22 protein-coding genes are annotated in these 20,830 nt (G+C 55.7%); 5 read left to right on the top strand and 17 right to left on the bottom strand.

Annotated elements, in window-relative coordinates; genetic code table 11:
- Position 1 precedes the first annotated feature (1 nt).
- The 4 genes from PU624_RS17535 (at position 2) to tatE (ending at position 2,900) form a co-directional block, all read left to right on the top strand.
- A complete protein-coding gene (locus tag PU624_RS17535; RefSeq protein WP_283545997.1) occupies positions 2-889 on the top strand; it encodes an ABC transporter substrate-binding protein in 888 nt (295 codons plus the stop codon).
- Entirely contained in the window at positions 886-1,833 is a 948-nt protein-coding gene (locus tag PU624_RS17530; RefSeq protein WP_283545996.1) for an amino acid ABC transporter permease, read from the top strand. Before PU624_RS17535 ends, PU624_RS17530 begins: the two co-directional genes overlap by 4 nt.
- Positions 1,830-2,600: an amino acid ABC transporter ATP-binding protein gene (locus PU624_RS17525; protein ID WP_283545995.1), complete on the top strand. Its 771-nt coding sequence runs from the start codon at positions 1,830-1,832 to the stop codon at positions 2,598-2,600. The genes PU624_RS17530 and PU624_RS17525 overlap by 4 nt, the downstream gene beginning before the upstream one ends.
- A gap of 96 nt (positions 2,601-2,696) precedes the next feature.
- Complete coding sequence (gene tatE / locus PU624_RS17520; RefSeq protein ID WP_003854033.1) at positions 2,697-2,900, top strand: twin-arginine translocase subunit TatE; 204 nt, start codon at positions 2,697-2,699, stop codon at positions 2,898-2,900.
- Positions 2,901-3,022: 122 nt separating this feature from the next.
- Here the strand turns inward: tatE and lipA are convergent, their stop codons facing one another.
- The 13 genes from lipA to leuS all read right to left on the bottom strand — a co-directional run bounded on the left by lipA (position 3,023) and on the right by leuS (position 16,517).
- Positions 3,023-3,988, bottom strand: coding sequence for a lipoyl synthase (lipA, locus tag PU624_RS17515; RefSeq protein ID WP_010258979.1), 966 nt, complete (start codon positions 3,986-3,988; stop codon positions 3,023-3,025).
- 169 nt (positions 3,989-4,157) lie between these two features.
- Complete coding sequence (gene lipB, locus PU624_RS17510) at positions 4,158-4,817, bottom strand: lipoyl(octanoyl) transferase LipB (protein ID WP_283545994.1); 660 nt, start codon at positions 4,815-4,817, stop codon at positions 4,158-4,160.
- An 80-nt stretch (positions 4,818-4,897) separates the two neighbouring features.
- A complete protein-coding gene (gene ybeD, locus PU624_RS17505) occupies positions 4,898-5,161 on the bottom strand; it encodes a DUF493 family protein YbeD (protein ID WP_279769707.1) in 264 nt (87 codons plus the stop codon).
- Between the two features lie 99 nt (positions 5,162-5,260).
- Positions 5,261-6,472 (bottom strand): D-alanyl-D-alanine carboxypeptidase DacA, encoded by a 1,212-nt coding sequence (gene dacA, locus PU624_RS17500; protein WP_283545993.1) that lies wholly within the window; start codon positions 6,470-6,472, stop codon positions 5,261-5,263.
- A 131-nt stretch (positions 6,473-6,603) separates the two neighbouring features.
- The gene (gene rlpA, locus PU624_RS17495) at positions 6,604-7,701 is read right to left on the bottom strand and encodes an endolytic peptidoglycan transglycosylase RlpA (protein ID WP_283545992.1); all 1,098 of its coding nucleotides are present in this window, start codon (positions 7,699-7,701) and stop codon (positions 6,604-6,606) included.
- Between the two features lie 10 nt (positions 7,702-7,711).
- A complete protein-coding gene (gene mrdB, locus PU624_RS17490; protein ID WP_033743010.1) occupies positions 7,712-8,824 on the bottom strand; it encodes a peptidoglycan glycosyltransferase MrdB in 1,113 nt (370 codons plus the stop codon).
- An 8-nt stretch (positions 8,825-8,832) separates the two neighbouring features.
- Complete coding sequence (mrdA, locus tag PU624_RS17485) at positions 8,833-10,737, bottom strand: peptidoglycan DD-transpeptidase MrdA (RefSeq protein WP_283545991.1); 1,905 nt, start codon at positions 10,735-10,737, stop codon at positions 8,833-8,835.
- Between the two features lie 34 nt (positions 10,738-10,771).
- Positions 10,772-11,242 carry a 23S rRNA (pseudouridine(1915)-N(3))-methyltransferase RlmH gene (rlmH, locus tag PU624_RS17480; RefSeq protein ID WP_283545990.1) on the bottom strand — a complete coding sequence of 157 codons (471 nt, stop codon included), beginning with the start codon at positions 11,240-11,242 and terminating at the stop codon, positions 10,772-10,774.
- A 3-nt stretch (positions 11,243-11,245) separates the two neighbouring features.
- Positions 11,246-11,563: a ribosome silencing factor gene (rsfS, locus tag PU624_RS17475; protein ID WP_283545989.1), complete on the bottom strand. Its 318-nt coding sequence runs from the start codon at positions 11,561-11,563 to the stop codon at positions 11,246-11,248.
- Positions 11,564-11,655: 92 nt separating this feature from the next.
- On the bottom strand, positions 11,656-12,300 hold the full coding sequence (gene nadD / locus PU624_RS17470; protein ID WP_283545988.1) for a nicotinate-nucleotide adenylyltransferase: 645 nt from the start codon (positions 12,298-12,300) through the stop codon (positions 11,656-11,658).
- The gene (holA, locus tag PU624_RS17465) at positions 12,293-13,324 is read right to left on the bottom strand and encodes a DNA polymerase III subunit delta (protein WP_283545987.1); all 1,032 of its coding nucleotides are present in this window, start codon (positions 13,322-13,324) and stop codon (positions 12,293-12,295) included. Before holA ends, nadD begins: the two co-directional genes overlap by 8 nt.
- Complete coding sequence (gene lptE / locus PU624_RS17460) at positions 13,321-13,920, bottom strand: LPS assembly lipoprotein LptE (protein ID WP_283545986.1); 600 nt, start codon at positions 13,918-13,920, stop codon at positions 13,321-13,323. The genes holA and lptE overlap by 4 nt, the downstream gene beginning before the upstream one ends.
- A gap of 14 nt (positions 13,921-13,934) precedes the next feature.
- Positions 13,935-16,517: a leucine--tRNA ligase gene (gene leuS / locus PU624_RS17455; protein WP_283545985.1), complete on the bottom strand. Its 2,583-nt coding sequence runs from the start codon at positions 16,515-16,517 to the stop codon at positions 13,935-13,937.
- Positions 16,518-16,739: 222 nt separating this feature from the next.
- Between leuS and PU624_RS17450 the strand changes: the two genes are divergently transcribed.
- Entirely contained in the window at positions 16,740-17,222 is a 483-nt protein-coding gene (locus PU624_RS17450) for a zinc ribbon-containing protein (protein ID WP_283545984.1), read from the top strand.
- Positions 17,223-17,267: 45 nt separating this feature from the next.
- Here the strand turns inward: PU624_RS17450 and PU624_RS17445 are convergent, their stop codons facing one another.
- The 4 genes from PU624_RS17445 to PU624_RS17430 form a co-directional block, all read right to left on the bottom strand.
- Positions 17,268-17,993 (bottom strand): amino acid ABC transporter ATP-binding protein, encoded by a 726-nt coding sequence (locus PU624_RS17445; RefSeq protein ID WP_013357105.1) that lies wholly within the window; start codon positions 17,991-17,993, stop codon positions 17,268-17,270.
- Entirely contained in the window at positions 17,994-18,671 is a 678-nt protein-coding gene (gene gltK, locus PU624_RS17440) for a glutamate/aspartate ABC transporter permease GltK (RefSeq protein WP_003854008.1), read from the bottom strand.
- Positions 18,671-19,411: an amino acid ABC transporter permease gene (locus PU624_RS17435; RefSeq protein WP_003854005.1), complete on the bottom strand. Its 741-nt coding sequence runs from the start codon at positions 19,409-19,411 to the stop codon at positions 18,671-18,673. Before PU624_RS17435 ends, gltK begins: the two co-directional genes overlap by 1 nt.
- A gap of 280 nt (positions 19,412-19,691) precedes the next feature.
- On the bottom strand, positions 19,692-20,588 hold the full coding sequence (locus PU624_RS17430) for an amino acid ABC transporter substrate-binding protein (RefSeq protein ID WP_090963026.1): 897 nt from the start codon (positions 20,586-20,588) through the stop codon (positions 19,692-19,694).
- Between the last annotated feature and the right edge of the window lie 242 nt (positions 20,589-20,830).

The raw sequence follows: 20,830 nt of genomic DNA, 5'->3' as shown, positions 1-20,830 counted from the left end.
TATGACGAAGAGAGCAACCGCCTTAATCGTGGCGCTGGGGCTGACAGCCTCCCTGGCGCAGGCTGCCGACGCTATTCCGGTGCAAAAAGTTGACCAGGCCCTGCACGATCGGCTGCCGGATGAGATCAAAAAAGCGGGCAAAATGATTTCTGTGAATAACGGATCATTTCCGCCCTATGAAATCGTTAATGGTCCGCACTCAATGGAGGGGGCCTCAGCCGAGTTAACGACCGCGCTGGCGCAACTGCTGGGCGTGAAGATCGAGCACGCGACGGTGAGCGGTCTGTCAGGCGTACTCACCGGCATTAATGCAGGCCGTTATCAGCTGGCGATTGGCCCGATTGGCGATTACCCGGACCGTCAGCAGAAAGTGGACTTCATCGATTTTGTGCAGGAGTTTGTGGTTTTCGGCGTGCAGAAGGGCAACCCGGCGAAAATCAATCAGCTGGATGACACCTGTGGCAAGCGCATAGCCGTGATGGCCGCGGGTTCGGCAGAACAGGTCATCCGTAAGCAGTCAGCTCAGTGTGTGGCGGACGGAAAACCGGCAGTGACGGTGCAGGCCTTTACCGATCAGCCGTCGTCTATTCTGGCGGTGCGCTCTAAACGTTCCGATGCGTTTTTCTCTTCCCAGGCGCCGCTGACTTACTTTGTGAATCAGGCGAAGGGGCAACTTGAGCTGTCGGGCAAAGGGCAGAAAAACGGTTTTGGCGATATCTTCCAGGGCACGGTCGTCCCCAAAGGTTCACCGCTGGGTCAGGTGGTGCTGGATGCCTACAAAGCGTTGTATCAGAACGGCACGTATGCGGCGATCATGAAAAAGTGGCAGCTTGAGGGCAACATGACCAAAGCACCCGGGCTGAATCTGGCGAAAGAGGCCAGCAAATGAGCCCGCCTCGCCATCTGCACCGTGATGACAGTGGCGAGGCGCAGCTGCGCGACGTGGCATTCGCCCGCAGCGCGCCCACTTACGGACGCTGGATCAGCTGGATTCTGGTGCTGGTGATTGGCTCTAATCTGCTGTGGCTGGTGGCGACCAATCCTAACTTTGAATGGCAGGTAGTGCTGAAATGGTTTACCGAAGAATCCGTGCTGAAAGGGTTGCAGGTGACTCTGGGGCTGACGGTCGTGTCGATGATACTGGGCACGCTGCTGGGTTTGTTACTGGGCGTCTGGCGGCTCTCTGACAACCGGCTGCTGCGCGGCGTCGCCGGGCTCTATATCTGGTTCTTCCGGGGCACGCCGCTGCTGGTGCAGCTGATCTTCTGGTACAACCTCTCCACGCTGTTTCCCGCGCTGTCGCTGACGCTGCCATGGACCGACATCACGCTGGCCAGCTGGAACACCAACGATCTGATTACGCCGCTGACGGCGGCTATCGCCGGGCTGGCACTGAATGAAGCGGCTTATATGGCGGAAATTATTCGCGCCGGTCTGCTGTCAGTGGATAACGGTCAGGTGGAGACGACACAAGCCTTTGGCATGAGCCGGTCGCGGGCGCTGCGACGTATCATTATTCCGCAGGCGATGCGGTCTATCATTCCGCCCACCGGCAATCAGTTGATCAGCATGATCAAGGCGACGTCGCTGGTCAGCGTGATCGCAATGGGCGATCTGCTCTACTCGGTGCAGGCGATCTACAACCGCACCTTCGAGATTATCCCGATGCTGATGGTGGCGGTGATCTGGTACCTGCTGATCACCTCGATCCTTAATCTGGGCCAGTCCGCTATCGAGCGCTATTACGCGCGTGGCACCCGCCGGGTGGCCAGCGTGCCCAGACGTGCCACTGTCGTCGCAGGTCATGCGCAACCCCAGCAGGAGGAGCGATGAGTCAGAGTGAACCCCTGGTCTGCGCCCGCAACGTGCAGAAGAATTATGGCGACAATCAGGTTCTGAAAGGGATCGATCTGGATGTCTGGCCTGGAGAAGTGGTGGTGATTCTCGGCCCATCCGGTTCGGGTAAATCCACGTTTCTGCGCTGTATCAATCATCTTGAAGAGATGAATGCCGGATCGATTCGGGTCGGTGATGAGCAGATTGGCTATGTGCTGAAAGGGCATGTGCTGCACCGGCTCTCGCCACGCCAGATTGCCCGGCAGCGCCAGAAAATCGGCATGGTATTTCAGCAGTTCAATCTCTATCCACATATGACGGTGCTGCAGAACATCATTGAAGCGCCCATCGGTGTACATAAATTTCCGCGTCAGGAGGCGATGGCCCATGCCCGATCGCTGCTCGCGACGGTGGGATTAAGTGATAAAGCGGACGCCTGGCCGCGTCACCTCTCGGGCGGACAGCAGCAGCGTGTCGCGATTGCGCGGGCGCTGGCGATCAAACCGCAGCTGATGCTGTTTGATGAGCCGACCTCAGCGCTTGATCCGGAGCTGGTGGGGGAAGTCCTGGCGACCATGCGTACTCTGGCTGATCAGGGATTAACGATGATCGTGGTGACCCATGAAATCAGCTTTGCCCGGGAAGCCGCCGATCGCGTTGTCTTTATGGATGGGGGAGTGGTGGTTGAGCAGGGTACGCCGGAAGAGGTGATTGCGAATCCGCAGCATCCACGGACCCAGGCGTTTCTCAGCCGTTTCATCTGAGTGCTTACTTACTCTGTTACAGATTCCACTTGTAGCCACAGGCAAACTGCGCGTAAATAACAGTCACCGTGATTCGATAAAGTTGAAAGGTTAAATATGGAAGGTATCAGTATTGCCAAGCTGCTGATTATCGGTGCGCTTATCGTACTGCTTTTTGGTACCAACAAGTTGCGCTCACTGGGCGGCGATCTGGGCTCCGCGATCAAAGGCTTCAAAAAAGCCATGAAAGACGAAGATACCAGTGCAACCCGAACAACGGCTGAAGACGTGCCGGCAGAACGCGTCGTTCATAAAGATTAATCGGTTATTTGCTGCAAATAACTGTTACTTTTTATTTCAGGCCATTGCTGGCACGTGTAAAAAAACCAGGCTGTTTCCAGTCTGGTTTTTTGTTTTTCAGGCGTCTGATAGCAGAGGCGTGCTTATTTCACTTCTTCGCCTTTAGCCTGCATATCCGCATGATAGGAAGAGCGGACAAACGGACCGCACGCGGCATGGGTGAAGCCCATTGCCATCGCTTCTTCTTTCATCTCATCGAATTCAGCCGGGCTGACGTAGCGCTGAACGGGCAGGTGGTGACGGCTCGGCTGCAGATACTGGCCCAGCGTCAGCATGGTAACGCCGTGGCGACGCAGATCGCGCATCACTTCCACGATTTCGGCGTTGGTTTCACCCAGGCCAACCATCAGACCCGATTTGGTCGGGATATGCGGATGCGCTTCTTTAAAACGCTCCAGCAGCTTCAGTGACCACTCGTAGTTAGCGCCCGGACGTACCTGACGGTAGACGCGCGGTACGTTTTCCAGGTTGTGGTTAAACACATCCGGTGGCGTCGCGGTGAGAATTTCCAGCGCGCGATCCATACGGCCACGAAAGTCCGGCACCAGCGTTTCAATTTTGATGGTGGGATTTTTTTCGCGAATCGCGCTGATGCAGTCGGCAAAGTGCTGAGCGCCACCATCACGTAAATCATCGCGGTCAACCGAGGTGATCACCACATAACGCAGGCCCATATCGGCAATCGTCTGCGCCAGTTTTGCGGGTTCATTCGCATCGGGTGCATTAGGACGGCCATGTGCCACATCGCAGAACGGACAACGACGGGTACAGATTGCGCCAAGGATCATAAAGGTGGCGGTGCCGTGGTTGAAGCATTCGGCGAGGTTAGGGCAGGACGCCTCTTCACAGACCGAGTGCAGTCCGTTTTTACGCATCGCGGCTTTAATGCCCTGAATACGACTGGAGTCAGCTGGCAGCTTGATTTTCATCCATTCCGGCTTACGCAACATCTCCTGCCGTTCAACAGCCACGGTTTTCACCGGGATCAGCGCCATTTTGTCTGCGTCACGATATTTGACGCCGCGTTCCATCTGAATTGGTTTACTCATAAATCAGCAGGTTCCGGTCGGATTGCGATTTGAAAGCGTTCCCAATCAAACCGGGAAGGGGGCTTTCAACTTTATTTGAAAAAAGTGCAAAAATTATATCATCACATCGCCTGCGAAGCAGCCACAGTCAGCACGGATACGTTACATATTTGTAAATTCGCATTCTGCGTTAAGGCTTAACAGGGAGATCGCCTGATATCCATTCAACATTTTCATAACCTGACAGCCGCGCAAAGGCGCTGACCAGCGGAGCCCGTACCTGCTCCGTCGTGACCTGTGGCTGGAAATTTTTCAACTGGGTCATGCTCATCCCGGCGTACCCACAGGGATTAATGCGCAGGAAGGGCGACAGATCCATGGCCACATTCAGCGCCAGACCGTGAAAAGAGCAGCCTTTGCGGATGCGCAATCCCAGTGAACAGATCTTCTCTTCCCCGACATAGACGCCGGGCGCATCCGCGCGGGCGCGGGCGCTGACGCCAAATTCTGCCAGGGTGGCGATCACCGTCTCTTCCAGAATAGTCACCAGCTGGCGCACGCCAAGCTTACGGCGTTTCACATCAATCAGCACGTACATCACCTGCTGACCCGGTCCGTGGTAGGTCACCTGACCACCACGATCGCTCTGCACCACCGGAATATCGCCTGGCATCAGCAGATGCTCCGCTTTTCCCGCCTGGCCCTGAGTAAAGACCGGAGGATGTTCGACCAGCCAGATTTCGTCACGACTCTGGTCGTCGCGCTGGTCGGTGTAGTAATGCATGGCGTCGGAGACAGATTGCCAGTCGCACAGACCGGACTGACGGACAAAGAGGGTTTCAACTGACAAAACGAGAGCCCGCTAAAGAGAGTAACGCTGAGGAAAATGTCGGCAAACCGTCAGGCAGAGGCGCCTTGCCGACCCGTAAATTACAGAACCATCCGCACAATTTCGATGTTGCCCAGCTCTTCGTACAGGCGTTCGACCTGCTCGATGTGGGTGGCGTTGATAGTGATGTTTACGGAGTGATAGTTGCCCTTGCTGCTCGGCTTAACTTCAGGGCTGTAGTCGCCGGGCGCATGACGTTGCACCACTTCAACCACTTGATCAACCAGCTCCGGTTGCGCCAGACCCATTACTTTGTAGGTAAACGGGGTAGGAAATTCGAGCAGCTCATTCAGTTTGGTTTTCATATTAACTCCGGTGCATAAAAAAAGGCTCCCGCCTGAGCGGGAGCATTATAATATCCTGTAATGGGGACGGAGGGGTGATTTTTCAATCACCCCTTACGCTTAACCGAACCAGTGATGGAACATCAGTTTGATGTAATCAACGATACGGCCAAAGAAACCGCCCTCAGAGACTTCGTTCAGCACCACCAGCGGACGCTGTTCGATAGTCTTGCCATCCAGCTGGAAATTGATGCTGCCGACAACCTGGTTTTTCTTCAGCGGCGCGTGCAGTTCCGTGTTGGTCAGCACATAGCTGGCTTTCAGATCTTTCATGCGGCCACGTGGAATCGTCAGGTAAGCATCTTTTTCCACGCCCAGCTGCACACGGTCGTTATCACCGAACCAGACTGGCTCAGAAGCGAACTCTTTGCCCGCTTTCAGTGGTGCAACGGTTTCAAAGAAACGGAAGCCCCAGGTCAGCAGTTTCTTGCTCTCGGTTTCACGACCTTTAAAGGTATGACCGCCCATGACCGCAGAGATGAGGCGCATCTGGCCTTCAGTCGCTGACGCCACCAGGTTGTAACCGGCTGAATTGGTATGACCGGTTTTGATCCCGTCCACGTTCAGGTTGGTATCCCACAGCAGACCGTTACGGTTCATCTGACGGATATTGTTGAAGGTGAACTCTTTCTCTTTATAGACCGCGTACTCTTCCGGTACGTCGCGGATCAGCGCCTGGCCAATCAGCGCCATATCGCGCGCAGAGCTGTACTGACCTTCAGCGTCCAGGCCATGCACGGTCCCGAAGTGGGTATTCTGCAGGCCAATCGCTTTAACGTAGTTGTTCATCAGGTTCACGAAGGCATCCTGGCTGCCGGCGACATAGTCAGCCATCGCCACACAGGCGTCGTTACCGGACTGCAGCACAATCCCACGGGTCAGCTGAGAGACCGGTACGCGGTCACCAGGCTTCAGGAACATCAGCGAGGAGCCTTTGAACACCGGGTTGCCGGTCGCCCAGGCATCCGGGCCGACGGTGACCAGATCATCCTGATGAATTTTGCCCGCTTTGACGGCCTGACCAATGACATAGCTGGTCATCATCTTGGTCAGACTGGCAGGATCGCGGCGTGCATCGGCGTTTTTCTCTGCCAGCACTTTGCCTGAGTTGTAGTCGATAAGGACGTACGCTTCGGCATCAATGTCCGGCACGCCCGGAATCATGGTCTTGAGATTGACGTCATCAGCAATAGCAGCATGGCTGAGAGAAAAAGCGATCAGTGATCCCACTGTCAGGCGTTTCAGCAAACGAGATGATTTCAGCGTGTTCATGTGTAGGACTACAACATCCGTGAGTTTGAGGTTAAAAATGTCACTCATCATACCCAATGCCAGATTAACTGGCACCGGGCGTGATGATTGGGTTGTTAGCAGACGTAACGTGCAGCGGTCTGATAAGCGTTTCAGCGACGCGTGTTCGTAATGAATGAAGCGGCCTGACCATCACTGCTCAGGCGCTGTTGCAGCGCAGCCGCTTCGGCGCGTGAGGCGTAGCCCCCGAGCTGAACGCGATAAACATTGTTGCCCGCGTCTTCGACTTTACCGGGCACACCATAACGCTGGCTCAGGCTTTTCATCATCTGCTGAGCACGCGCCGGATCATTCAGCGCACCGACCTGCACCACATATCCGTCGGCGGAACCACTGCTGGCTGCAGGCGCGGCGCTGGCGGCTACGGGAGCCGCACTGCTGGCTGCGGGTGCGGAACTGGCAGGCGCGGCAACGGGCGGCTCGTTACCTTCCAGTACGCCGTTGGCTAATGGCTGGGGTGCGCCAAGAAAGCCACTGCTCTGCACCGGTGCACCCATGTTGTCACTGCTCTGCAGCGTGCTGTTGCTGATGGCTTCAACATTCTGCGCAGGCGGTTCAGATGGCGCTGCGCTGCCGCCGTTCATCACCGCGCCGCCACTCAGGTCCGGGCGGGCAGGCAATGAGTAGCTCTGTTTGGCTACCACGGTTCCGATGGTGCCGGGACCTGAGAGCGTGCCGTCGGGTGCGACCTTGATGTAGTCGACCCGCACCCGCGAATTGTTCGAGATATTCAGGCGATCACCGGCAGCCCGCGACAGGTCGATAATGCGTCCTGGCGTGTAAGGGCCGCGATCATTAACGCGCACCACAATCTGACGGCCATTCGCGATATTGGTCACGCGCACATAGCTCGGCAGCGGCAGAGTAGGGTGGGCGGCAGTCAGCGCATCGGGATCGTAGGCTTCGCCGGTGGCGGTACGGTTGCCCTGAGCTTCTTCACCGTACCAGGTTGCCAGGCCGACTTCGCTGTAGTTCGACGGATCTTTAATCACGCGGTAATTTTTGCCGTTAACGCTGTAATCCTGGCTGGTGCCCGGATTGATCGGCTCATAACGTGGCTCAACGCCTGGAATCTCTACCACCGGTCCATTGTAAGCCGGTTGCGGCGGCGCCGTATTTTGGGGTTCGGGCGTGGTACAGGCCGCCAGAACCAGTGATGCCAGTGCAACGCCAAGCCATTCCTTACGCATCTGCAGCCTCTTAGACACTTTTAGATAACATTTTTCGGTGAGTGTGGATCGACATCACAATGCCGAATCCCGCCATAAGCACGATAAGCGCGGAGCCGCCATAACTGACCAGCGGCAGCGGCACGCCAACTACCGGTAAGATACCACTAACCATGCCAATGTTAACGAAAACATAAACGAATAAAATCAGCATTAAACCGCCCGCCATGACGCGGCCAAAGGTGGTCTGCGCCCGGGCGGCTACCACCAGTCCCCGCATGATCAGCAGAAGATAGAGGGCCAGCAGCAGCAGTACGCCGACCAGCCCTAACTCTTCGGCCAGGACCGCGAAGATAAAGTCAGTATGACGCTCCGGTAAAAACTCCAGCTGAGACTGGGTGCCCTGCAGCCAGCCTTTGCCGCGCAGTCCGCCCGAGCCAATAGCGATTTTCGACTGGATAATATGATAACCGGCGCCCAGCGGATCCGTTTCCGGGTCGAGCAGCATCATGACGCGGTCGCGCTGATAGTCGTGCATCAGGAAGAACCACAGAATCGGGATAAAGGCGGCGACCAGCAGCACCGCCACGCTAATCAGTTTCCAGCTCATCCCTGAAAGGAACAGTACAAACAGGCCAGAGGCGGCAATCAGAATCGAGGTGCCGAGATCGGGCTGTGCGGCCACCAGCAGGGTAGGCAGGAAGATCAGAATCAGCGCGATACCGGTATTTTTCAGCGTCGGCGGACAGACATCGCGGTTGATAAAGCGCGCCACCATCAGCGGCACCGCGATTTTGGCTATCTCAGAGGGCTGAAAGCGCACGAAGCCGAGATCGAGCCAGCGCTGTGCCCCTTTACTGATCTGTCCAAAAGCATCCACCGCCACCAGCAGGATGACGCAGACAATATAGAGATAGGGCGCCCAGCCTTCATAAACGCGAGGCGGCACCTGCGCCAGCACAATCATGATCACCAGACCCATCGCGATCTGACCGAGCTTACGCTCCATCATGCCGGGATCCTGTCCGCTGGCACTCCAGATCACCACGGCGCTGTAAGTCAGCAGCGCGAGAATGATCAGCATAAACATCGGATCGATGTGGATGCGCATCCAGATCGATCGTTTCTGCGGACTATCTTGCATCGACATGTTTATTCACCTTCATAACCGGGCGGCACAGGGGCGGCGTCCGGCAGAACTGTATTGTTATCACCCAACATAATGTGATCCAGAATCTGGCGCATCACGGTGCCGACAGCCGGACCGGCGCCACCGTTTTCTAGGATAATGGTCACAGCCACCCGAGGTTTGTCATAAGGGGCAAACGCGGTCATTAATTTATGGTCGCGTAATCGTTCAGCAATTCTATGGGCGTTATACGTTTCGTTCTCTTTCAGGCCAAAGACCTGGGCCGTACCGGACTTGGCGGCGATTTTATACGGCGCATCCGCAAAGCTTTTGTGCGCGGTACCGTTGGGGCGATTCGCTACGCCGTACATGCCATCTTTGGCGATTTCCCAGTAGCCGGAATGGATGTCACCAATCGGGGCCTCAGGCGGCTGGCGATAGGGCACCAGAGTGCGGCCTTCGCGGGTGGCGCGCAGCATATGCGGCACTTTGACGACGCCGTCGTTGATCAGAATCATCATCGCTTTGTTCATCTGCAGTGGCGTCGCCGTCCAGTAACCCTGGCCGATCCCGACCGGGATGGTGTCACCCTGATACCACGGCTTTTTAAAGCGTTTCTGCTTCCAGTCGCGGGTCGGCATGTTACCGGCGCTCTCCTGCGGTAAGTCGATGCCGGTACGGCTGCCGTAACCAAATTTATTCATCCACTCCGACAGGCGGTCAATACCCATGTCATAGGCGACCTGATAGAAGAAGGTATCGGCAGACTCTTCCAGCGCTTTGGTGACGTTCAGACGACCGTGGCCCCACTTTTTCCAGTCGCGGAAACGCTTTTCTGAACCGGGAAGCTGCCACCAGCCGGGATCAAACAGGCTGGTATTACGGTTAATCACGCCAGCGCTCATGGCAGAGACGGCCACATAGGGTTTGACCGTCGAAGCCGGTGGATAGGCGGCCTGAATTGCGCGGTTATAAAGCGGGCGGTTTTCGTCTTCCAGCAGGCCACGGTAATCCTTACTGGAAATACCGTCGACAAATAAGTTGGCATCGTAGCTCGGCGTGGAGACCATGGCGAGAATTTCACCGGTGCGCGGATCGCTGACCACCACGGCCGCGCGGCTGCCCGCCAGCAGTGTCTCGACATATTGCTGCAGTTTAAGATCGATCGTCAGATAGATATCGCGGCCTGCCTGAGGAGACTCCTCATGCAGCTGGCGAATGACGCGGCCACGGTTATTGACCTCAACCTCTTCAAAGCCGGTTTTGCCGTGCAGCAGACTCTCGTAATAGGCTTCAATCCCCAGCTTACCGATGTCGTGCGTCGCGGCGTAGTTCGGCCATATGCCCTCTTTATCGAGGCGTGCAACGTCACGGTCGTTGATTTTTGAGACGTAGCCGACCACATGCGTCAGCGTGGCGCCGTAAGGGTAGTAGCGGCGCTGATAACCTTTCACTTCGACACCGGGGAAGCGGTACTGGTTGACTGCAAAGCGCGCCACCTGGACTTCATTCAGACCGGTTTTCACCGGGATGGAAGTGAAACGACGCGAGCGTTTACGCTCTTTCTGGAAGTTGTCGAGGTCTTCGTCTGTCAGTTCCAGAACCGGGCGTAAGTTTTCCAGCGTCTGCTGCAGGTTATCAACTTTCTCGGGAACCAGTTCTGCCTGATAGATGGTGCGGTTCAGTGCCAGCGGGGTGCCGGTACGATCGTAAATGATGCCGCGACTGGGCGCCACCGGCACCAGTTTGATGCGGTTCTGATTGGAGCGGGTGCTGTAATCATCAAAGCGAAGAATCTGCAGGTGGTAAAGGTTAACCACCAGTACTGAAGAGAGCAGTAAGATGCCGACGAAGGCGATAAACGCCCGACGGACAAAGAGTTTCTGTTCGGCGCTGTAATCGCGAAAGGCGTTGCTTTGTAATTTCATCCGCTACTTGTCATGTCTGATGTGGGCTGATCGGTCATTCACGATGATAAGGATGATTTGTCGTTATACTCCAGGCCCGATACAGACTTTCGGCTACCAGCACGCGCACCAGCGGATGGGGCAACGTCAATGCTGACAGTGACCAGCTCTGCTCTGCCGCCGCTTTACAGGCGGGAGCCAGGCCTTCAGGCCCGCCAATCAGCAGGCTGACATCGCGGCCATCGAGCTTCCAGCGTTCAAGCTGCTGTGCCAGCTGCGGGGTTTCCCACGGATGACCCGGAATATCCAGCGTGACGATGCGATTGCCTTTGCCGACCGCTGCCAACATCGCTTCGCCCTCTTTTTCAAGAATGCGTTTGATATCAGCATTTTTGCCGCGTTTACCCGCGGTCACTTCGATCAGCTCAAACGGCATATCTTTCGGGAAGCGGCGCAGATACTCCATAAAACCGGTCTGCACCCAGTCAGGCATTTTCGTGCCGACGGCAACAAGTTGCAGTTTCACCGATTAGCCCCAGAGTTTTTCCAGCTCATACAGCTGGCGACTCTCTTCCTGCATCACATGCACGATGACATCACCCAGATCAACGACGACCCAGTCTGCCGCGCCTTTGCCTTCAATGCCTAATGGCATCAGGCCCGCTAAACGGGACTCCTGCTCAACGTGTTCTGCGATCGAAGTCACATGACGCGTAGAGGTGCCGGTGCAGATGATCATGAAATCGGTGATGCTGGATTTGCCCTGAACGTCGATGGTGACAATGTCCTGGCCTTTGAGATCATCAATCTTATCAATAACGAAGTCTTGGAGTGCTTTACCTTGCAAAAGGTTCCCCTTGGAATCTGGTGGTATCGGGCCGGCTGTAAGCCCGGAGAGTGCAGCCAAAAAATTAAGCGGCGCAGTATAGCATGCCCGGATCAGTCGCGATATAAGCCTTCGCGGTCGATATAGTCGATAACTGCCGCAGGCAACAGGTCGTCGCAGGGCTGATTCTGATGGCGACGGCGGCGAATTTCGGTCGCCGAAATGTCATAGAGTGGGGTTTCCGCCAGCCAGATATGGCCTGCGGGCTGCTGATGCAGCTGCCGGATATCCTGCGCGACGTGTTGCTCAAGCCACGCCTGCATCTCTGGCGAGTCGAACCGGGTCTGATAGCCGGGACGCTGGCACACCAGCAAATGGCAGAGTGACAGCAGATCCTGCCAGCGATGCCATTTCGGTAAGCTCAGCAGCGAATCCTGGCCAATAATAAAGGCCAGCGGCTGCGCTGCACCGCGTTCGGCGCGCCAGGCTTCTAAGGTGGTTACGGTCCAGGACGGCGTGTCGCGTTCCAGCTCACGGGTATCAATCTCAAACAGCGGCAAGTCACGGATAGCGCAGCGCAGCATAGCAACCCGCTGGGCCGCACTGGCTTCCGGTTGCGGACGATGCGGCGGCACATTGTTAGGCAGCAGCGTCACACGCTGTAAGCCGGTCTGCTGAGCCAGCGCTTCGACCGGGCGCAGATGACCAAAATGGATGGGATCGAAGGTGCCACCAAACAGCGCGTGTAACTCAGACATGGGCAAAGCTCGTCGGAAAAGCACGACTGCTGATCAGCAGCGTCAGTGTCTGCAACTGCGGCCACACCGGCTGACCATAATCCTGCTTCAGGGTAATCTCGATCTGACTCAGCAGATGAATGGCACGTTGCAGACGCGTGGCATCGAGTCGCTGGAGTGCGTCGGTGAACAGCGCGCGGCGGTTCTGCCAGATGCGCTGCTGATCCATCAGCGTGCGCAGCGGCTGCTGAGCCTGATGGCGTTGCAGATGCAGCAGCGTCAGCAGATCGCGCTGCAGGGTACGCAGCAGAATCACCACCTCGCTCTCTTCTTTCTCCAGCTGATGCAGGATGTGCAGCGCGCGTCGGCTCTTACCCGCCAGCAGGGCATCTACCCAGTGAAAAGGGGTGAAGTGCGCGGCATCACTGACCGCTTCCTCAACCCGGGGCAGCGTCAGCTTGCCGTCCGGCCACTGTAGCGAGAGCCGCTCCAGCGCCTGAGCCAGCGCCAGCAGATTGCCTTCATAGCAGTAACACAACAGCTGTATGGCCGCGTCATCTACCGAGAGTTTCAGTGCTTTAGCGCGATTACTGACCCAGCGAGGCAGTTGTGCCTGTTCAGGAGTCTGGCACGGCACTAAGACCGCAGAGGCGGACAGCGCTTTAAACCAGGCGCTGTTTTCCTGCGCTTTGGTCAGCTTTGGCATCCGGCAGATCAACAGAATATCGGCGTGCAGCAGCTGTGACAGCTTAACCAGCTGCTCGGCCATCGCGGCGTTGGGGCCATTATCGGGGAATTGCAGCGTCATGGTCTGACGCTGGGCAAACAGACTCAGTGACTGGCAGCTGACAAACAGGCTCTCCCAGTCGGTCTGGGCATCCAGCGTAAAACTGAAATGTTCTTCGAAGCCCTGCGTCGTTGCGGCGGCACGGATGGCATCCGAGCTTTCCTGCAACAGCAGCGGTTCGTTACCGGCTAATAAATAACAGGCGCGCAGCCCCTCACGGAGCTGCGCGCTGAGTTGCTCAGGATAAATCCTGATCATTGCAGGCTGGTAGCAGAGGAAGAGGGGGCTTCCTGTGAACCCTGGCCCGGCACCGAAATCACGGACGCTGGCAGGGTATCTTTGCTGTTCATCTGCGCGGCATGCACCGTCAGCAGCTTCCGAACCAGCTGTTCAGCCGCACGCTGACGCATCTCCTGGGTAATCAGGTCCTGCTCGGCATCTTTTGCCAGCGCCGCATTCGGGTTATCGAAGAACGAACGATAAACCGTGGTGCTGATTGGATAGATACCTTTGCCCGGCAACAGAACCTGAGCCGTGATGGTCATGACCAGCTGGTACTCAGCCGAGGTGCCGCTGATAAAGACCGACGCGGTGTTACGGCCCTGTGCTTCAGGACCCAGACGCAGCGTCGGAATATCGGTGCGGGTCTGTTTGTTGTCTTCAACAATGGTGACATCGTTGATACGCAGTTGCTGACGCACAGTACGTGCCAGCGGTCCATAAGGATCGCCGGTTGAAACAATCAGGGTTTTCAGTTCGCTGGGCACCTGAGTGGTGCCGCGCGGATGAAAACCACAGCCAGCGGTGATCACCACCGCCAGCATGACAAACAGCCTGATAATCGGATGTCGCACAGTTCCTCCTGAACTTAACCTACGACCAGGTTAAGCAGTTTGCCCGGTACATAAATGACTTTACGGATAGTCACGCCGTCCAGATACTTCGCCACCAGATGCTCCTGCGCAGCGCGTGCCTGAACCTGTTCCTGTGTTGCATCGGCTGGCACGGTAATTTTGCCGCGCACTTTACCGTTAACCTGCACCACCACCAGCAGTGAATCTTCAACCATAGCGGCTTCATCAGCAACCGGCCAGCTCGCTTCATCAATGGTGCCTTCGCCACCCAGCGTCTGCCACAGAACATAGCAGGCGTGCGGGGTAAACGGATAGAGCAGACGGACGATGGCCAGCAGCGCTTCCTGCATCAGGGCGCGATCCTGCTCACTCTCCTGCGGCGCGCGGGCCAGTTTGTTCATCAGCTCCATGATCGCCGCGATGGCGGTGTTGAAGGTCTGACGACGGCCAATATCATCCGCTACTTTGGCGATGGTTTTGTGCAGGTCGCGACGCAGCGATTTCTGCTCGTCATTCAGGCTGTCCACATTCAGCGCCACGGTCGCACCCTGTGAGGTGTGCTCGTAGACCAGCTTCCAGACACGTTTCAGGAAGCGGTTAGCCCCTTCAACGCCTGACTCCTGCCACTCCAGCGTCATATCCGCCGGTGAAGCAAACATCATAAACAGACGCACGGTATCCGCGCCGTAACGCTCAACCATCAGCTGTGGGTCGATGCCGTTGTTTTTCGACTTCGACATTTTGCTCATGCCAGCGTAGATCACTTCGCGACCCTGCGTGTCCACCGCTTTAGTAATGCGGCCTTTCTCGTCACGCTCAACCTCAACGTCAACCGGTGACACCCAGTTACGTTCGCCGTTATTACCCAGGTAGTAGAAGGCGTCAGCCAGCACCATGCCCTGGCACAGCAGACGTTTGGCAGGCTCATTGGAGTTCACCAGGCCCGCGTCACGCAGCAGCTTGTGGAAGAAGCGGAAATACATCAGGTGCATGATGGCGTGTTCGATACCACCTACATACTGATCGACCGGCAGCCAGTAGTTTGCTGCAGCCGGATCCAGCATGCCTTCCTTGTAGCTGGCGCAGGTATAACGCGCGTAGTACCAGGAGGACTCCATAAAGGTGTCAAAGGTGTCAGTTTCACGCAGAGCAGGCTGGCCGTTTACCGTGGTTTTCGCCCATTCCGGATCGGCTTTGATCGGGCTGGTAATGCCATCCATCACCACATCTTCCGGCAGGATCACCGGCAGCTGGTCTTCTGGCGCAGGCATCACGGTGCCATCTTCCAGCGTCACCATCGGGATTGGTGCACCCCAGTAGCGCTGACGGGAAACACCCCAGTCGCGCAGACGGTAGTTCACTTTACGCACGCCTACGCCTTTTGCCGCCAGTGAATCCGCGATGGCGTTAAAGCCTGTTGCGTGATCCATGCCGTTGAACTCACCCGAGTTAAACAGGGCGCCTTTATCCGTCATCGCCGCAGCGCTGACGTCAGGAATAGATCCATCCAGGTTGAGGATGACTGGCTTGATCGGCAGATCGTATTTAGTCGCAAACTCCCAGTCGCGCTGGTCGTGTGCCGGAACCGCCATCACGGCGCCGGTGCCATATTCCATCAGGACGAAGTTGGCAACCCAGACCGGGATCAGCTCGCCGGTCAGCGGATGAATAACAGACAGGCCGGTCGCCATGCCTTTCTTCTCCATGGTCGCCATATCGGCTTCGGCCACTTTGGTATTGCGGCATTCTGCAATAAAGTCGGCCAGCGCCGGATTGTTAACCGAGGCCTGCGTCGCCAGAGGATGACCCGCCGCCACCGCAACATAGGTTGCGCCGATAAAGGTATCCGGACGGGTGGTGTAAACGGTGACTTTCTCTTCGCTCTCCGCCACGTCGAACGTGATTTCGACGCCTTCAGAACGGCCGATCCAGTTACGCTGCATGGTTTTGACCTGCTCAGGCCACTCTTCCAGCGTATCCAGATCGTTCAGCAGCTCTTCCGCATAATCGGTGATTTTGATAAACCACTGCGGGATCTCTTTGCGTTCAACTTTGGTATCACAGCGCCAGCAGCAGCCGTCGATGACCTGCTCGTTGGCCAGCACCGTCTGATCGTTCGGGCACCAGTTCACGGCGGAGGTCTTTTTATAGACCAGACCCTTTTCATACAGTTTGGTGAAGAACCACTGTTCCCAGCGATAGTACTCTGGCTGGCAGGTCGCCAGTTCACGACTCCAGTCATAGCCAAAGCCCAGCAGTTTGAGCTGGTTTTTCATGTAGGCGATGTTGTCGTAAGTCCATGGCGCAGGCGCGGTGTTGTTTTTAACCGCAGCGCCTTCCGCAGGCAGGCCGAAAGCATCCCAGCCAATTGGCTGTAGTACGTTTTTGCCGAGCATACGCTGATAACGCGCGATTACGTCGCCGATGGTGTAGTTACGAACGTGGCCCATGTGCAGGCGGCCAGAAGGATAGGGCAACATGGAGAGGCAATAGTATTTCTCTTTACCTTCCTGCTCAGTCACTTTAAACGTTTCGTTTTCATCCCAGTGCTGCTGCACACGGGATTCAATTTCTTCCGGGCGGTATTGCTCTTGCATGGCTGCCTGTGGTCCTTTATGAAAAACATTTTTCTGGCTCTAAGATCCGCATAGCATACCCATAAGGCCGCGTATCAACAACACTTCCCACTTTTGCCGGCACGATTTCTGCCGAAAGCGTCAGCCCCTTCACCCTTTTGTAATTCACTGTACAGACGACACGGCAAAAGCAACATTCCGACTAAACTTAGTTCAGCGCGGGTCTGCATAAAGGAGAACAAAATGAATAAAGTGGCTCAGGAATATCGCGAGTCGTTAGCCGTACTGACCGAACGTCTTCGTCAGGGCGATCGTAACCTTGATGAGCTGATTGCCGGGCGGCGAAGCCAGTTGCTGGTGCGCGACGATATGTCGGAAAGTGAGATTGACCAGGCGCTGAGTTCGGTGCGCCGTGATTTGGGCGAGTTTGCACGCAGCTATAGTGATGTGGAAGAACCGCTGGCGGATTCACTGTTTATGCGCATTATCCGCGAGAGCGTCTGGAAAGAGCTGGCGGATATCACGGATAAAAGTCAGCTGGAGTGGCGTGAGGTCTTTCAGGATCTGCATCACCACGGTGTCTATCAGAGCGGTGAAGTGGTGGGGCTGGGCAATCTGGTGTGTGAGAAGTGCCAGTTTACCCGGGCAATCTACACGCCTGAAACCCTGTCCCGCTGTCCGGAGTGCGGCAACGATCAGTTTCAGCGTCAGCCTTTTGAACCCTGATAATAAAACCTGTGCGGGCCACGATGAGTGACCCGCACAGGGTGTTTAGTGCAGAATTTTAGCGAGGAAATCTTTAGCGCGGTCAGACTGCGGGTTATTAAAGAAGTCATCTTTGTTAGTGTCTTCGATAATTTTCCCTTCATCCATGAAGATCACGCGATTGGCGACTTTACGGGCGAAGCCCATCTCGTGTGTCACCACCATCATCGTCATCCCTTCCTGCGCCAGTTCAACCATCACATCCAGCACTTCGTTGATCATTTCCGGATCCAGCGCGGAGGTCGGTTCATCAAACAGCATCGCGATAGGATCCATGCAGAGCGCACGCGCAATCGCAACGCGCTGCTGCTGACCGCCGGAGAGCTGGCCGGGGAACTTCTCAGCATGCGCTGACAGTCCGACACGCTTCAGCAGCTTCAGCCCTTTATCGCGGGCCGCCGCTTTGTCGCGTTTCAGCACTTTCACCTGCGCCAGCACCAGGTTGTTAATGATGCTCAGATGCGGGAACAGCTCGAAGTGCTGGAACACCATCCCGACCTGGCTGCGAAGCTGCGCAAGGTTGGTTTTTTTGTTGTTCACCTCGGTGCCATTTACCGCAATGACGCCCTGCTGAACCGGCTCAAGTCCGTTCACCGTTTTGATCAGCGTCGATTTACCGGAGCCGGACGGGCCGCACACCACCACCACTTCACCGGTTTTAACTTCGGTTGAGCAGTCGGTCAGCACCTGAAAGTGACCATACCACTTAGAAACATTTTTCAGGCTAATCATTTAAACCGTCCTTTTTCTTTTTAGATAGCTGACCAACAGCGATGCGCTCAGGCTGATAACGAAGTAGACCAGACCTGCAAACAGAACCATTTCAACCTGGGTGCCGTCGCGCTCACCAATGGTGGACGCGGTACGGAAGAAGTCCGCCAAGCTTAAGACATAGACCAGCGACGTATCCTGGAACAGCACGATACCCTGCGTCAGTAACAGCGGAACCATGGCGCGGAAGGCCTGCGGCAGAATAATCAGTTTCATGGCCTGCCACTGCGTCATGCCCAGCGCCAGCGCGGCGTTGCCCTGTCCGCGTGAGATACTGATGATACCGGCACGAATGATCTCTGAGTAATACGCCGCTTCGAACAGCGAAAAGGCGACCATGGCTGAAATCAGGCGGATATCGGTTTTAGGCGACAGGCCCAGCACCTGCTGCAGGAAACTCGGCACCACCAGATAGAACCACAGCAGCACCATGACCAGCGGTACTGAGCGGAACAGGTTGACATAAATTTTGGCGAACCAGCTGATCGGCTTGAACGTCGACAGACGCATCACCGCCAGCAGAGTGCCCCACAGAATGCCGAACACCACCGCAGTAATCGTGATCTTAAAGGTAATCACTAAGCCGTTGAGCAGATAGGGCAGGCTGGGCGCAATCGAACTCCAGTCAAAATCGTACATTACTTGCCTCCCGCATTGCCTGGCAGCCGGACTTTGCGCTCGACCAGACTCATCAACAACATAATCACCAGGTTAATCGCGACGTAGGCCAGCGTAATGGCGGTAAAGGATTCATAGGCGTGCGCAGAATAGTCGAGCAGTTTGCCCGCCTGTGCCGCCATATCGACCAGACCAATGGTGGAGGCGATAGCGGAGTTCTTCACCAGGTTCAGCATTTCCGAGGTCATCGGCGGGACAATCACGCGATACGCATTCGGCAGCAGCACATAGCGATAGGTCTGCGGCAGGGTTAATCCCATCGCCAGACCGGCATTCTTCTGTCCACTCGGCAGTGACTGAATCGCCGCGCGCACCTGCTCGCAAACGCGGGCGGCGGTAAACAGGCCAAGACAGATCATTGAAGAGAGGAAGAACTGAATATTGGGGTCCAGCTCAGACTTAAACCACATGCCGAGATTTTCGCCCACCAGCTCGGGCGCTACCAGATACCAGAAGAAGAACTGGACGATCAGCGGGATGTTACGAAACAGTTCGACATAGCAGGTGCCAATGGTCGAGAGCAGGCGATTCGGCACGGTGCGCAGAATGCCAAAAAATGAACCCACGCAGAAGGCGATAATCCAGGCGCAGCAGGAGACGGCGATCGTCACCTGAAAACCGGACCACAGCCAGCCGAGGTAGGTCGTGTTACCGAACGGGGCCTGTTCGAGGAATATGCCCCAGTTCCAATCGATACCCATAACGAGCTCCGGAAAAAAAGGGTAGCTAAGCTACCCTGAAGATTGATGAACGGCGTTTTATTTCCTGACTCAGGGGAACGACCCGTGTCAGTCTGTCTGTCCATGCCGCGGTTTCAGCAATCGAGAGGGCAGCCAGGCCGCCCTTGTTATACCCGTCGTCTTACAGGCTGCATTTTTGTTGGCTACGTTCACGCATCCGAATCACTGACCTGAGTAAGCGCATCCGGAGGCATTCGCCTGCCGTCTCAATGCAACCTGAAATCCATTGGGTATTTTTTTGTTAATTCAGTGCTTTGTCATTTGGCGTTTTGAACAGCGCTTTCATGTCATCAGACAGTTCAAAGTTCATGTTCAGGTTCTTAGGCGGGATAGGCTTTTTGAACCAGTTCTCGAACCATTTTTCTGCCTGACCTGAGGTCTGGGCTTTGGCGATGGTTTCATCCACCAGCGCTTTGAACTGTGGATCATCTTTACGCAGCATGCAGCCATAAGCTTCTTTAGATTGTGGCGTGCCTAAGATTTCCCAGTTGTCCGGCTTTTTGGCTTTCGCGCGTTCGCCAGCCAGCAGGGCATCATCCATCATAAAGGCCACAGCACGACCGGTTTCCAGCGTACGGAAGGAGTCACCGTGATCTTTGGCGCTGATGATGCGCATATCCAGTTTCTGTTCGTCATTGAGTTTGTGCAGCAGCACTTCAGAGGTAGTCCCTGAGGTCACGACGACGGTTTTGCCTTTCAGGTCAGCGAAATCTTTGATCGGGCCATCTTTCTTCACCAGCAGACGGGTGCCGATAACAAAAATGGTGTCAGAGAAGGCAGCCTGCTTCTGGCGCTCAAGGTTATTGGTAGTAGAGCCACACTCATAATCGTAGGTGCCGTTTTGCAGCAGCGGAATACGGTTTTGTGAGGTGATTGGAATCATTTTGACCTGCAGGTCAGGCTTGTTCAGCTTCGCTTTGATGGCTTCCACGATGGCGTTTGAGTAATCCTGTGAATAGCCGACGACTTTTTGCTGGTTGTCATAATAAGAAAAGGGAACTGATGATTCGCGATGCCCGACCACAATGACGCCGTTGTCATTGATCTTCTTCAGGGTGCCGCTGAGATCTTCCGCCTGGGCCGCTCCCGCCGCTGCGCTGATCAGCAGAAGAGATAATGCCACTTTGCGTAGTTGCATGTTCCAACTCCTTCGTATGAAAAAGGCACAGGATATAACCTGCGCTGATTATGATGTTGTGTCTGTTTTCTGCTGCGTTTCTGCTCATTCTGCGGATTAAATGGGCGCAGAAGAGTCACTAACATAGCGGATTGTTAACGCAATGAAACAAAAAAGTTTCTTTTTTGCGAGGTGATCCGCACCAAAAAAAGGCAAATTTCTCACACTGCGCGTTTACGGTGCAGGAGGTGCGACTGTTTTGG

The sequence above is a fragment of the Pantoea sp. Lij88 genome (assembly GCF_030062155.1).
Classification (GTDB): Bacteria; Pseudomonadota; Gammaproteobacteria; order Enterobacterales; family Enterobacteriaceae; genus Pantoea.
Note: the sequence above shows the minus strand (reverse complement) of the source record. Positions and strands in the feature narration are given on the sequence as shown.